This window comes from Kutzneria sp. CA-103260, assembly GCF_018263855.1.
In the GTDB taxonomy this organism is placed as follows: domain Bacteria; phylum Actinomycetota; class Actinomycetes; order Mycobacteriales; family Pseudonocardiaceae; genus Kutzneria.
This window is the reverse complement of record NZ_CP073318.1, coordinates 5,191,508-5,204,100: the sequence shown is the minus strand read 5'-3', so window position 1 is coordinate 5,204,100 and position 12,593 is coordinate 5,191,508. Positions and strand designations below refer to the sequence as shown.

Sequence of the window (12,593 nt, the reverse complement as noted above, 5' to 3'; positions counted from 1 at the left end):
TCACGCCGACACTCCCATCGACAGCAGCGACACCAGGTCGTAGGCCACGTGCGAGGCGGCGATCGAGGTGATCTCCGCGTGGTCGTAGGCCGGGGCGACCTCGACCACGTCGGCCGACACCAGGTTGGCGCCGGCCAGGCCGCGCAGGATCTCCAGCAGCTCGCGGCTGGTCAGCCCGCCGGCCTCCGGCGTCCCGGTGCCGGGCGCGTGGGCCGGGTCCAGCACGTCGATGTCCACCGACACGTACAGCGGCCGGTCGCCGATGCGTTCCCGCAGGCCGCCGACCACCTCGTCCACGCCCCGTCGCAGCACGTCGGCCGAGGTCACGATGCCGAAGCCGAGCTCCTTGTCGCCGGTCAGGTCGCCGCGGTCGTACAGCGGGCCGCGGATGCCGACGTGGCACAGCGCGGAGGTGTCCAGCACGCCCTCCTCGACCGCCCGGCGGAACGGCGTGCCGTGCGTGTAGGACGCCCCGAAGTACGAGTCCCACGTGTCCAGGTGCGCGTCGAAGTGCAGCAGCGCCACCGGCCCGTGCCGCCGCGACAGGGCCCGCAGCAGCGGCAGCGCGATCGTGTGGTCGCCGCCGATGCTGACCAGCTTCGTGCCGTCGTCCAGCAGCACGCCGGCCTCCCGCTCGACGGTGTCGATGGCCAGCGGGATGTCCATCGGGTTGGCCGCGATGTCGCCGGCGTCCACCACCTGGGCCCGCTCGAACGGCGACACGTCTAGGCCCGGGTGGTAGGGCCGCAGCAGCCGGCTGGCCTCCCGCACCGCCGCCGGGCCGAACCGCGCGCCCGGGCGGTAGGACACGCCGGAGTCGAACGGGATGCCGACCACGGCCACGTCGGCCCGGCTCACCTGGTCGATGCGCGGCAGCCGGGCGAACGTGGCCAGGCCGGCGAAGCGCGGGACGACGGACGAGTCGGTCGGGCCGATCGGGGTCATGCGGACGCTCCAGCGAGTCGTTGTTCCCAGTTGTGCAGCACGGAGTCGGCCGTGCGCGGGGTGGCCAGGCTGACCGCCACGTACACGACGAGGCTGGCCAGCAGGCCGAAGTAGATGGGCTGGTCGGCGAGCAGGCCGTAAGCCAGCATGCACGCGACGACTGTGAGCGCACCGGCGATCATGGAGGCGATGGCCCCGACCCGGGTGCCCCGCTTCCAGAGCAGGCCGCCGATGATCGCCACCAACAGGCCTCCGACCAGCAGGTTGTAGGCCACCGTGAGGGCGGCTACCACGTCGTCCACCACGATCGCAATCAAGATCACCACGACCCCCAGCGCGAGGGTCGCGAGGCGGTTGGCCCGCACTCCGCCACGCCGGAGGATGTCGTTCTGGGCGACGGTCGAGCAGGCGATCAGCGCGCCCGAAGCGGTGGACATCATCGCCGCCAGGGCGGCGGCCAGGACCAGCCCGCGCAGGCCGGCCGGCAGCAGGCCGGTGACGATCGTGGCGAACGCGTCGTCCGGGTTGGGCAGGTTCGGGTACAGCACCTTGGCCGCGCTGCCGATCAGCGCGCCGGCGATGGCGTAGACAACGCAATACAGGCCCGAGGCGAGGCCGCCCGTGGTCGCGACCCGTGGCGTGCGGGCGGTGAACACACGTTGCCAGATGTCCTGGCCGATGAGCAGGCCGAACACGTAGATCAGCAGGTACGTGACGATGCGGCCGGTGCCGATCGAGCCGACATCGAAGAAGCTGGCCGGCAGTTGCGCGTGCAAGCCGCCGAAGCCGCCCACCGCGACCAGCGCCGTCGGCAGCAGGACCAGCAGGATGCCGACCGTCTTCACGACGAACTGCACGATGTCGGTCAGCGTGATCGACCACATGCCACCCAGCGCCGAGTACAGCACCACGATGACGCCGCCGATGATCACCCCGCCCACCTTGGGCAGGCCGAACAGCACCTCGAACACGGTGGCGTACGCGATGGTGGAGGTGACCGACAGCATCAGGGTGTAGCCCCACATCACCACGCCCGACACGATGCTGGTCGACCCGCCGTAGCGCAGGTCCAGCATCTCGGGCACGGTGTAGACCTTCAGCCGGACGATTCGGCGGGCGAAGAACGCCGACAGCGCCAGGATGCCCAGGCCGATGGTGAACACCAGCCACGCCCCGGACACGCCGAACTGGTAGCCGAGCGCGATGCCCCCGATGGTCGAGGCGCCGCCGATGACGACCGCGCTCATGGTTCCGGAGTACATCGCGAAGCCCAGCCGGCGGCCGGCGACCAGGTAGTCGCTGCGGGTGGTGGCGCGGCGCATGCCCCACCAGCCGACCCCGACCATGCCCAGCACGTACGCCGCGATCACCGCGTAATCGAGTGCCATCGGCTTCCTCCTGTCGTTCAGGTCACCCTAGGAAGCGACGGCGTGCAGCCCGTCTGGACGAAGTGCACAATCTCGTGCCATGTCATTGGGCCGAACGTCCACAGTTCCCCTGGGCGACCTGGTGCGCCGGCCGGAGCTGGGCCTGGTCGTGCTGGCCGGGGCCGACCGGCTGGACCGGCCGATCCGGTGGGCGCACGTCAGCGAGCTGCGCGACCCGGTGCCGTACCTGCTGGGCGGCGAGCTGCTGCTGACCGCGGGCGTGAACTTCCCCGAGGACGTTGACGGTTACGTGCGCGGTTTGGTTGCTGCGGGCGTGCAGGCGCTGGGTTTCGGCGTCACGCCGGTGTACGACGAGGTGCCCGCATCGTTGGTTGACGCTTGCGCGCAACAAGGGCTGCCCTTGCTGGCGCTACCTGCCACTACACCCTTCCTTGCTGTGAGCCAGGCCGTCGGGGTGGCGCTGGCCGAGGCAGAGCACGCCGAGCTGCGGTGGCTGTCCGAGGCGCAGGCGACGCTGACCCGTGCCGCGTTGCGCCCCAATCCCATGCACGCCGTGGTCGCCACGCTGGCCGAGCTGTCCGACTGGTGGTGTGTGCTGCTGGACGACGCCGTGGTCGCCCAGGCGGGCATCGAGGCTGTCGACCCGGTGGTCGCGGAACTGGCCTCGCGGCTTCGGGCCGGCAGCGGTCCGCGCAGCGCCTCGACGGAGGTCGGATCATGGCATGTCGTCGGATATCCGGTGGATTCCGTCCGGGCGCTGGTCGTCGGCGCCGCGCGGCCATTCTCCGTCGCGGACCGGGCCGTGATCGCGGTTGCGTTGGCACTGCTGGCTTTGGCCGATCGTGCCGACGGTCGTTCGGTCACGAAGATGTTGCTCGGCGACGACTCCCATCAGGGGTACCGGGTCGTGCGCGGTCGGCGGAAAGCCCGTGGCGAACGGGAAATCGATCTCGGCACCGCGTGGATCGACGCGGACGGCGGCCAACTGCGGGCGATTGTCACCACTGTGCCGGATGTTGTTGCGGCGCAAGCGGCTGGCTGGCTGCTGGCGGTGAGTTCCCCGGTGGGCGTGGCCGATCTGCCGTCCGCCGACCGGGAAGCCGCGCGGATGCTGGAACGGGCCGTCGCCGTCGGCAGACCGATCACTGTCGACGATGGCGTGTCCGCTCTGGTCGATCCCGAGGCCGCCGCCCGATTCGCCGCGACCGTGCTGGAACCGTTGGCGGCGCGGCCCGAACTCGTCGAAACCCTGCGGACCTGGTTGGCTTGCAACGGAAACTGGGATCGGACCGCGGCCGAACTGGGCGTGCACCGCAACAGCGTGCGGCACCGGATCGGCGTGGTGGCCCGGGAACTGGGCGTCGACCTGTCCGATGTGCAGCGGCGCATGGAACTTTGGTTCGCTTTGCGGTGGTCTGACTGATTCAAGGGTTCGCGCCAAGGGGTTTCCCGCTTCACCGCGGGGTGTGACGAACCTAGCGTTTCCCGTGCAGCGCCACTTACCCCTGCACGAGGAGAACCCCGTCGTGAAGTCGCCTCTGCGCATCGCCGTCGCCGTGCTCGCGCCGCTGGCCGTGATCGGCCTGGCCGCCCCGGCCGTCAGCGCCGCCCCGGCCCCTGTCCAAAAATCGACACTGCACAAGCCGCTCAACCACGGACTTTCCCACAGCACCAGCGGGAACTGGGCCGGCTACGCCGTGACCGGCGGCAAGTTCACCAGCGTCTCGGCCAGCTGGGTGCAGCCGGCGGTGAAGGCCACCTCCCAGGACGCGTACTCCAGCTTCTGGGTCGGCATCGACGGTGACGGCAGCAACTCCGTCGAACAGCTCGGCACCGAGGTCGACTACATCAACGGCCGCGCCGAGTACTACGCGTGGTACGAGATGTACCCGGCCTACCCGGTCAACTTCAGCGACACCGTCAGCCCCGGCGACCACTTCACCGCGTCGGTGACGGAGACCACCGGCGGCAAGTTCACGCTGAAGATCGCCGACACCACCCGGGGCTGGAGCCACACCGTCAGCAAGACGTACTCGGCGGCCAAGCTGGCCAGCGCCGAGATCATCGCCGAGGCCCCCTCCGACTCCAACGGCACGCTGCCGCTGGCGAACTTCGGCAGTGTGAACTTCACCAACGCCACCGCCAACGGCAAGGCCATCGGCAGCCAGAGCTACGACCCGATCACCCAGGCCAGCGGCGGCACCACCAAGGACGCCGTGTCCGGCCTCACCAGCGGCACCAACTTCACCTGCACCTGGAAGCACGTCTAACCGCTCTCGCGAGTCCCGCTCTCGGGCAACTGAGTGTCGAGTTCGGACAGTAGCCCGCTCGGAAGGGGGCATTCCTGGCGTTCAACGCCAGGAATGCCCCCTTCGCGGCACTGCCGGGAGCCCCTTCTGGTAGACCTCAGGGCGTGGCAACCAGCGGGAACGTCCGGCGCGGTGAGCGGCAGCCCGCCGCCACCGCCGCGGTCGCGCGGGTCAGCGTGGACGTGCCGCTGCCGTACCACCTGGATTTCCCCTTCGACTACCGGATTCCCGCTGAGTGCGACGCCGACGCCCGGCCCGGGGTGCGGGTGCGGGTGCGGTTCCGGGGCAAGCTGACCGACGGCTTCCTGCTGGAGCGGGTCGAGCACACCGAGGTCGCCGACAAGATCAAGTACATCGAGCGGGTGGTGTCCCCGGAGGTCGTGCTCACCCCGGAGATCCACGGCCTGGCCCGGGCTGTCGCCGACCGGTACGTGGGGTCGCTGGCCAACGTGCTGCGGCTGGCGGTCCCGCCGCGGCACGCCCGCGCCGAGGCCCGCGCCGCCGACGAGCCGACAGCGGCGCCTGAGCGCCCATCGGCGGACAGCTGGCAGCGCTACACCCGTGGCCCGGCCTACCTCGACGCCCTCGCCGGCGGTCGATCGGCCAACGCCGTGTGGCAGGCCCTCCCCGGCGAGGACTGGCCCGCGCGGCTCGCCGAGGTCGCCGCCACGGTCGCGTCGGCCGGCAAGGGCGTGGTCATCGTGGTGCCCGACTACCGCGACGTGAACCGGGTCTTCGCGGCGTGCCAGCGGCTCATGGACGGCGTGGTGGCGCTGTCCGCCGACCTCGGGCCGGGGGAGCGGTACAAGCGGTGGCTGTCGGTGCTGCGGGGCACCGTGCGCGTGGTCGTCGGCACCAAGGCCGCGGCGTTCGCGCCGGTCGCCGATCCAGGGCTGTTCGTGGTGTGGGACGACGGTGACAGCGGGCACGCCGAGCAGCTCGCGCCGTATCCGCACGTGCGGGATGTGCTGGTGCAGCGGGCGCACATGGCCGGGGCGTCGCTGCTCGTGGCCGCCTTCGCCCGTACCGCCGAGGCGCAGTTGCTCGTGGACACCGGTTGGGCCCCGGAGATCGTCGCCGCGCGGGAACAACTCCGCGCCGCCGCGCCGCGCGTCACCGCCATCGGGGAGACCGACGCCCAGCTCGCACGGGACGAGGCCGCCCGCACTGCCCGGCTGCCGGCCATTGCCTTCGAGGCCGCCCGTGAAGCGTTGAAGGCCGGGCGGCCCGTGCTCGTGCAGGTCCCGCGCCGTGGCTACGTGCCGGCGCTCGCGTGCGCCAACTGCCGTGTGCGGGCCCAGTGCCGCAAATGCGCCGGGCCCCTGTCGCTACCCGGCGGCAGCGACAACGGCACGCCCCGGCCCGCCGAGTGCCGCTGGTGCGGAGCCGTCGAGGTCATGTTCCGCTGCACCGCCTGCGGCTCACGCCGGCTGCGGGCCGTGGTCGTCGGCTCCAAGCGCACCGCCGAGGAACTGGGCCGCGCCTTCCCGGGCTTCGTCGTACGGACCTCCGGTGCCGGCGAGGTGCTGGCCGAGGTGCCCGACGCCCCCGCCCTCGTCGTCGCCACCCCCGGCGCTGAGCCCCACGCCGTCGGCGGCTACGGGGCCGCCCTGCTGCTCGACGGCTGGGCCATCCTCGGGCGGGCCGACCTGCGCGCCACCGAGGAGGCCCTGCGCCTGTGGATGACCGCCGCCGGCATGGTCGTGCCCGGGGCCGCCGGTGGCCGCGTCATCGTCACCGCCGAGTCCAGCCTGCCCACCGTGCAGGCCCTCGTCCGCTGGGACCCCGTCTGGCACGCCAGCCTCGAACTCTCCGGCCGCACCGAGCTCGGCTTCCCGCCCGCCGTCCGCATGGCCACCATCGACGGCGTCCCCGACGCCGTCAACGCCGTGCTCGACGACCTCAAACTGCCCGCCACCGGCGAGATCCTCGGCCCCGTCCCCCTCGGCGAGGACAAGGAACGCGCCCTCGTCCGCACCACCCGCGCCGAAGGCCGCGCCCTCGCCGAAGCCATCGCCAACGCCGTCCGCGTCCGCACCGCCCGCAAGGACCCCGACCAGGTCCGGGTCCGCATGGACCCGCTGGAACTGCTCTAGCCGACCAGCTCGACCCGGCAGAACGACGTCGCCGTGCGGGCAAGCCTCCCGTCTGCGGTCACCAAGGTGACGCCTTGCGCCTCGGCCAGTGCGACGTACGCGGCGTCGTAGCCGCTGACGTTGCCGCGCAGTTCCCACATCCTCGGCAGCAGGTCGTCGAGCGAGACCGTGTCCACGCGGAGATGGGGCAATCGGTTCACTGCCCGGAGCCCCTCATCCTCACTGATCTTGCGACCTAGCGTCAGTCCCCGGACAACCGAGAAGAGCTCTGCTTTCCAGTGCTCCGGCGCGATCCACTCGATGTCCCTGGCCAGCACCGCACGAGCCTTGCGACCGCAGCTGTCGGCATACGCCAGCATGTTCGCCATCGCCGAGGCGTCGACCACGATCACGCCGCACCGCCGTCCCCATGCGTCCGATGGTCGCGGGTCTCGGTCTCGCGCCGGGCCGCCTCCAGCACCTCGGCCGCGCTGGGCGCGTCGTCACCGGCCCAGCCACCCTGGGCCATGTCCCGTTCAATCTCGGCCAGCAGTTGTCGGTTGCGGCTGAACCCGGCCTGTCGCTTGAGGATGGACAGTAAATACGCCTGCAACGACTGGCCGCGCTCACGCGCCTCGTATGCGAGTGCGGCCTTCACATCGTCGGGCACGTCGCGGATGGTCAGCACAGAGGGCATGACTGCATAGTGCAGTCACTGAGCCTCTACTGTCAAGTCTGGTTGATCGTGGGGGAAAGCGTCATCCTCGGGGATGACCGGCGGGACCAGACCCGGTGGCGACGCGGGATGACGGCTCGTGGGGCGAACCTTGAGTCACGATCGACCCGAGGAGCACACGATGACCACGCTGACGATGACCGGCCAGACCACCACCCCAAACAACATCACCGTCCGCTGGCCGGCGCAGCTCCTCACGGCGGCCAAGTTCACCGGTCACTTCGTGGTGGCGCTGGCCACGGTGCTGTTCGTAGGGGCCGACCACTGAGCCCATGCCGCCCGTTCCGGGCGGGCGTGGCCGCCTCCAAGCCGGTGCCTTCCCTTGTCTCATTCGAATGCCGGGTGGCTCGGTGGTGGGTGCGTCGGGTGCGGCATTCGAATGAGCCTGCGGTCCAGGCACCGGCGGCGGCCACTCAGAGTACTGATCTCCTAGACTGGGACGGCAAGGCCCGTCCAGCCCAGGGAGACCAGTGACCGTCCAGCCCATCCGCCTGTTCGGGGACCCGGTGCTGCGCACCCGCGCCGCCGAGGTCACCGACTTCGACAAGGAACTCCGCGGCCTGGTCGCCGATCTGTGGGAGACCATGGAGGACAAGGGCGGCGCCGGCCTGGCCGCGCCGCAGCTGGGTGTGGGACTGCGGGTGTTCACGTATCACTGCGACGGTTTCGCCGGCCACCTGATCAACCCGACGTTCGACGTCGTGGGCGAAGAGATGCAGGACGGCCTGGAGGGCTGCCTGTCCATCCCGGGCCTGTCCTGGGACTGCAAGCGGCACCTGCACGTGGTGGCCAAGGGCTGGAACATGCACGGCGAGCCGATCGAGGTGGAGGGCAGCGAGCTGCTGGCCCGCTGCATCCAGCACGAGTCGGACCACCTGGACGGCGTGCTGTTCCTGGACCGCCTGGACCCGCAGACCCGCAAGGAGGCCATGAAGGCCATCCGCGAGGCGGAGTGGTTCGCGGGCTCGGTCCCGACGATCAAGCAGAGCCCGCACAGCCTGTTCGGCGGTGGCCACTGATGCGGTTGGTCTTCGCGGGCACGCCGGAGGTGGCGCTGCCGTCGCTGCGAGCCTTGATCGCGTCCGAACGGCACGAGGTGGCGGCGGTCGTGACCAGGCCGGACGCCCCGGCCGGGCGGGGCCGGCACCTGGTGCGCTCGCCCGTGGGAGCGCTGGCCGACGAGCACGGGATCGAGGTGCTGACGCCGGAGAAGGCGGGCGCGCCGGAGTTCCTGGAGCGGCTGCGGGAGATCGGCCCGGACTGCTGCCCGGTGGTGGCCTACGGCGCGCTGCTGCCGCAGCGGACGCTGGACGTGGTGCCGCACGGCTGGGTGAACCTGCACTTCTCGCTGCTGCCGGCCTGGCGCGGCGCGGCCCCGGTGCAGGCTTCGGTGCGGGCCGGCGACGAGATCACCGGCGCGAGCACGTTCCGCATCGTCAAGGAGCTGGACGCCGGCCCGGTGTTCGGCGTGGTCACGGAGCGTGTCGGCGAGCACGAGACGTCCGGGGAGCTGCTGGACCGGCTTGCGATCGTCGGCGCGGACCTGCTGGTCCGCACGCTGGACGGCATCGAGGACGGCACGCTGGAGGCGCGCGAGCAGCCGGCGGCCGAGGGCGTCAGCTACGCCGGCAAGATCACCGTGGACGACGCGCACCTGGACTTCGCCGCTCCGGCGGTGGCGGTGGACCGGCTGGCCCGGGCCGTGACGCCGGAACCCGGCGCGTGGGCGCTGTTCCGGGGCGAGCGGCTGAAGCTGGGCCCGGTCCGACTGTCCGATGTGGACGACCTGGCCGCCGGCGAGCTGCGGGTGGAGCGCAAGCGGGTCCTGGTCGGCACGGCCACGGCGGCGGTGCAGCTGGGCGAGGTGCAGGCGCAGGGCAAGAAGCGGATGGCGGCCACCGACTGGGCGCGCGGTTCGAGGATCGAAGCAGGGGAGCGGTTGGCGTGACGGAGCGAAGCGGCGGACCGAGCAGGCGTCCGTCCCGGCCGCAGCGTCAGCATCCGCCGGCCCGGCGGCAGGGTCCGCGCCGGCCGCCGGAGGACGACCCGGCGCGACAGGCGGCGTGGGACACGCTCAAGGCGGTCCGCGAGCGCGACGCATACGCCAACCTCGTGCTGCCGAAGTTGTTGCGGGAGCGGCGGATCAGCGGCCGGGACGCGGCGCTGGCCACCGAACTGGCCTACGGCGCGGCGCGGGCCCGCGGCCTGCTGGACGAGATCATCGCCGCCTGCTCCGACCGTCCACTGTCCGAAATAGACGGACCGTTCCTGGACGCGATGCGGCTGGGCGCGTATCAGCTGCTGCGCACCAGGATTCCCTCGCACGCCGCGGTGGCGTCCACTGTGGACCTGGTGCGCGCGGCGCACGGCTCCGGGCCGGCCGGCTTCGTCAACGCGGTGCTGCGTCGGGTCGGCGAGCAGGACGAGGCGGCCTGGGTCGACAAGCTCGCCCCCGAGGACCCGGTGGGCCGGCTGGCCTTCGCCAACGCCCATCCCAAGTGGATCGCGCAAGCGTTTGCCGATGCCTTGGGGGACAAGGGAGACGAGCTCGCCGCCGCGCTCAGGGCCGACGACGCCCGGCCGGCCGTGCACCTCGCCGCCCGGCCCGGTGAGATCAGCAACGAGGAGCTGGCCGCCATCGTCGGCGGCGATGTCGCGCCGTACTCGCCCTACGGCGTGCACCTGGAGTCCGGTTCCGGCGACCCCGGCGACCTGGAGCCCGTGCGCGAGCGGTTCGCCGCCGTGCAGGACGAGGGCAGTCAGCTCTGCGCCCTCGCCCTGACCCGTGCCCCGCTCGACGGCCGCGACGAACGCTGGCTGGACCTGTGCGCCGGCCCCGGCGGCAAGGCTGCCCTGTTGGCCGCCCTGGCCCACTTGCAAGGCGCCACCCTCGACGCCGTCGAGAAGGCCCCGCACCGCGCCGAGCTGGTGCGTAAAGCCACCACCGGCCTCGAGATCACCGTGCACGTCGCCGACGGCCGCGACCCCGGCCTGCCCGAGGGCGGCTTCGACCGCGTGCTGGTCGACGCCCCGTGCACCGGTCTTGGCGCGCTGCGCCGCCGCCCCGAGGCCCGCTGGCGCCGCCGTCCCGACGACGTCGCCGACCTCACCAAGCTCCAGCGTGAACTCCTCACGTCCGCGCTGAAACTGGTCCGCCCCGGCGGGGTTGTCGTGTACGTGACGTGCTCGCCGCACCTGCGGGAGACCATCGGCGTCACCTCCGACATCGTCCGCAAGGGCCTGGCCGAGGCGGTGGACACGCGGGACCTGTTCCCCGGCGTCCCCCAGCTCGGCGACGGTCCGCACGTGCAGCTCTGGCCGCACCGCCACGGCACCGACGCAATGTTCTGCCAGGTGCTGCGCCGAGTGTGAGGGCCGGGGTGTGACCTACGGCCTATCGGGGCGATCGGCGCGGGGCCTAATACATGCGGGTCCGGCAACTAGACTCGGCGTGTGCCACAGTCGCCGCTGATCGCCCCGAGCATCCTGTCCGCCGACTTCGCCCGGCTGGGCGAGGAGGCCAACGCCGTGGCCGGCGCGGACTGGCTGCACGTGGACGTGATGGACGCGCACTTCGTGCCCAACCTGACCCTGGGCCTGCCGGTGGTGCAGGCGATCCGCAAAGCCACGGACATCCCGCTGGACTGCCACCTGATGATCGACGACCCGGACCGCTGGGCGATCGGGTACGCCGAGGCCGGGGCCTACAACGTGACGGTGCACGCGGAGGCGGCCGAGGACCCGGTCAAGATCGCCCGGGACCTGCGGGCCGCCGGCGCGAAGGCAGGCCTGTCGGTCAAGCCGGGCACTCCGCTGGAGCCCTGGCTGGACGTCCTCAAGCACTACGACACGCTGCTGGTGATGTCGGTGGAACCGGGCTTCGGCGGCCAGTCCTTCATGCCGGAGGTGCTGGACAAGGTGCGCACCGCCCGCCGCCTGGTCGACACCGGCCACCTGACGCTGCTGGTGGAGATCGACGGCGGCATCAACGACGACACCATCGAGCAGGCGGCCGAGGCCGGCGTGGACTGCTTCGTCGCGGGCTCGGCGGTGTACGGGGCGAAGGACCCGGCCGAGGCGGTCCGCAAGCTCCGGGCCAAGGCCGCGCGATGACCACCGAGGCGACCCACGGGCCGATGCGGGCGGCGATCGAGGCCAGCGAGCGGACGCGCGGCATCACGAGCCCGAACCCGCCGGTGGGCGCGGCGATCGTGGCCGCGGACGGCACCATCGCCGGCATCGGCGCTACGCAGCCGCCGGGCGGCCCGCACGCGGAGGTCATGGCCCTGCGCGCGGCGGGGGAGCGGGCCCAGGGCGGCACCGCGTACGTGACCCTGGAGCCGTGCTCGCATTACGGCCGCACGCCGCCGTGCACGCAGGCGTTGCTGGCCGCGGGCATCAAGCAGGTGTACTACGCCGTCGCGGACCCCAACCCCCGAGCGGCCGGCGGCGCGGACGTGCTGCGCGCCGCGGGCGTGGGGATCGAGGGCGGCCTGCTGGCTGAGGACGTGGAGCGCGGGCCGCTGCGCGCGTGGCTGCACTACGCCCGCACCAGCCGTCCGCACGTGACGTGGAAGTACGCGGCGAGCCTGGACGGCCGGGTCGCGGCGGCGGACGGCACCAGCCGCTGGATCAGCTCCGCGACGTCCCGGGCCGAGGTGCACGACATCCGCCGCAAGGTGGACGCCATCGTCGCCGGCACCGGCACCGTGCGCACCGACGACCCCCAGCTGACCGCCCGCGAGGAGGACGGCACGCTCTCGGCGCGGCAGCCGCTGCGCGTGGTGGTCGGCACGAGCGAAATAGACCCCGCCGCCCGCGTGTTGGACGACGCGGCGGAGACGCTGCACGTGCGGAGCCACGACCCCGACGAGGTGTTGGCCGCACTGGCCGAACGGGGAGTGGTGGACGTGTTGCTGGAGGGCGGGCCCCGGCTGGCCGGCGCCTTCCTGCAGGCGCACCGCGTGGACCGCGCCCTCGTCTACGTCGCGCCGATGATGCTCGGGGCGGGCCCCGCGGCGCTGCTGGACGCCGGCGTGAACACCATCACCCAGGCGCTGCCTTTCGGCATCGAAGACGTCACCATGAGCGGACCCGACGTGCGGATCTCCGCAGTGCCGGTCAAGACCGAGTAAGGGGG

Annotated in this window: 13 protein-coding genes; 9 read left to right on the top strand and 4 right to left on the bottom strand. The window is 72.0% G+C overall.

What is annotated here, in order from left to right; genetic code table 11:
• Together speB and JJ691_RS22540 are read right to left on the bottom strand one after the other, a co-directional pair.
• On the bottom strand, positions 1-945 hold the full coding sequence (speB, locus tag JJ691_RS22545; RefSeq protein WP_211770697.1) for an agmatinase: 945 nt from the start codon (positions 943-945) through the stop codon (positions 1-3).
• A complete protein-coding gene (locus JJ691_RS22540) occupies positions 942-2,333 on the bottom strand; it encodes a sodium:solute symporter (protein ID WP_211770696.1) in 1,392 nt (463 codons plus the stop codon). The genes speB and JJ691_RS22540 overlap by 4 nt, the downstream gene beginning before the upstream one ends.
• A 79-nt stretch (positions 2,334-2,412) precedes the next feature.
• Between JJ691_RS22540 and JJ691_RS22535 the strand changes: the two genes are divergently transcribed.
• From JJ691_RS22535 to JJ691_RS22525, 3 genes are all read left to right on the top strand, one after another.
• Entirely contained in the window at positions 2,413-3,756 is a 1,344-nt protein-coding gene (locus JJ691_RS22535) for a PucR family transcriptional regulator (RefSeq protein ID WP_211770695.1), read from the top strand.
• A 103-nt stretch (positions 3,757-3,859) separates the two neighbouring features.
• A complete protein-coding gene (locus JJ691_RS22530) occupies positions 3,860-4,603 on the top strand; it encodes a G1 family glutamic endopeptidase (RefSeq protein ID WP_211770694.1) in 744 nt (247 codons plus the stop codon).
• Between the two features lie 143 nt (positions 4,604-4,746).
• On the top strand, positions 4,747-6,738 hold the full coding sequence (locus tag JJ691_RS22525; protein ID WP_211770693.1) for a primosomal protein N': 1,992 nt from the start codon (positions 4,747-4,749) through the stop codon (positions 6,736-6,738).
• Here the strand turns inward: JJ691_RS22525 and JJ691_RS22520 are convergent.
• Both JJ691_RS22520 and JJ691_RS22515 read right to left on the bottom strand, forming a co-directional pair.
• Entirely contained in the window at positions 6,735-7,130 is a 396-nt protein-coding gene (locus JJ691_RS22520; protein WP_211770692.1) for a type II toxin-antitoxin system VapC family toxin, read from the bottom strand. The two genes, JJ691_RS22525 and JJ691_RS22520, sit on opposite strands and share 4 nt — an antisense overlap.
• Positions 7,127-7,414 (bottom strand): FitA-like ribbon-helix-helix domain-containing protein, encoded by a 288-nt coding sequence (locus JJ691_RS22515; protein ID WP_211770691.1) that lies wholly within the window; start codon positions 7,412-7,414, stop codon positions 7,127-7,129. The genes JJ691_RS22520 and JJ691_RS22515 overlap by 4 nt, the downstream gene beginning before the upstream one ends.
• Before the next feature lie 160 nt (positions 7,415-7,574).
• Here JJ691_RS22515 and JJ691_RS22510 point away from each other — a divergent pair, with 160 nt between their 5' ends.
• The 6 genes from JJ691_RS22510 to ribD all read left to right on the top strand — a co-directional run bounded on the left by JJ691_RS22510 (position 7,575) and on the right by ribD (position 12,588).
• The gene (locus JJ691_RS22510; protein WP_211770690.1) at positions 7,575-7,721 is read left to right on the top strand and encodes a hypothetical protein; all 147 of its coding nucleotides are present in this window, start codon (positions 7,575-7,577) and stop codon (positions 7,719-7,721) included.
• A gap of 202 nt (positions 7,722-7,923) precedes the next feature.
• Entirely contained in the window at positions 7,924-8,472 is a 549-nt protein-coding gene (gene def, locus JJ691_RS22505; RefSeq protein WP_211770689.1) for a peptide deformylase, read from the top strand.
• Positions 8,472-9,401 (top strand): methionyl-tRNA formyltransferase, encoded by a 930-nt coding sequence (fmt, locus tag JJ691_RS22500; RefSeq protein ID WP_211770688.1) that lies wholly within the window; start codon positions 8,472-8,474, stop codon positions 9,399-9,401. The genes def and fmt overlap by 1 nt, the downstream gene beginning before the upstream one ends.
• Positions 9,398-10,825 carry an RsmB/NOP family class I SAM-dependent RNA methyltransferase gene (locus JJ691_RS22495; RefSeq protein WP_211770687.1) on the top strand — a complete coding sequence of 476 codons (1,428 nt, stop codon included), beginning with the start codon at positions 9,398-9,400 and terminating at the stop codon, positions 10,823-10,825. The genes fmt and JJ691_RS22495 overlap by 4 nt, the downstream gene beginning before the upstream one ends.
• 96 nt (positions 10,826-10,921) lie before the next feature.
• The gene (gene rpe / locus JJ691_RS22490; RefSeq protein WP_211771653.1) at positions 10,922-11,566 is read left to right on the top strand and encodes a ribulose-phosphate 3-epimerase; all 645 of its coding nucleotides are present in this window, start codon (positions 10,922-10,924) and stop codon (positions 11,564-11,566) included.
• Positions 11,563-12,588: a bifunctional diaminohydroxyphosphoribosylaminopyrimidine deaminase/5-amino-6-(5-phosphoribosylamino)uracil reductase RibD gene (gene ribD, locus JJ691_RS22485; protein ID WP_211770686.1), complete on the top strand. Its 1,026-nt coding sequence runs from the start codon at positions 11,563-11,565 to the stop codon at positions 12,586-12,588. Before rpe ends, ribD begins: the two co-directional genes overlap by 4 nt.
• Positions 12,589-12,593: the final 5 nt, after the last annotated feature.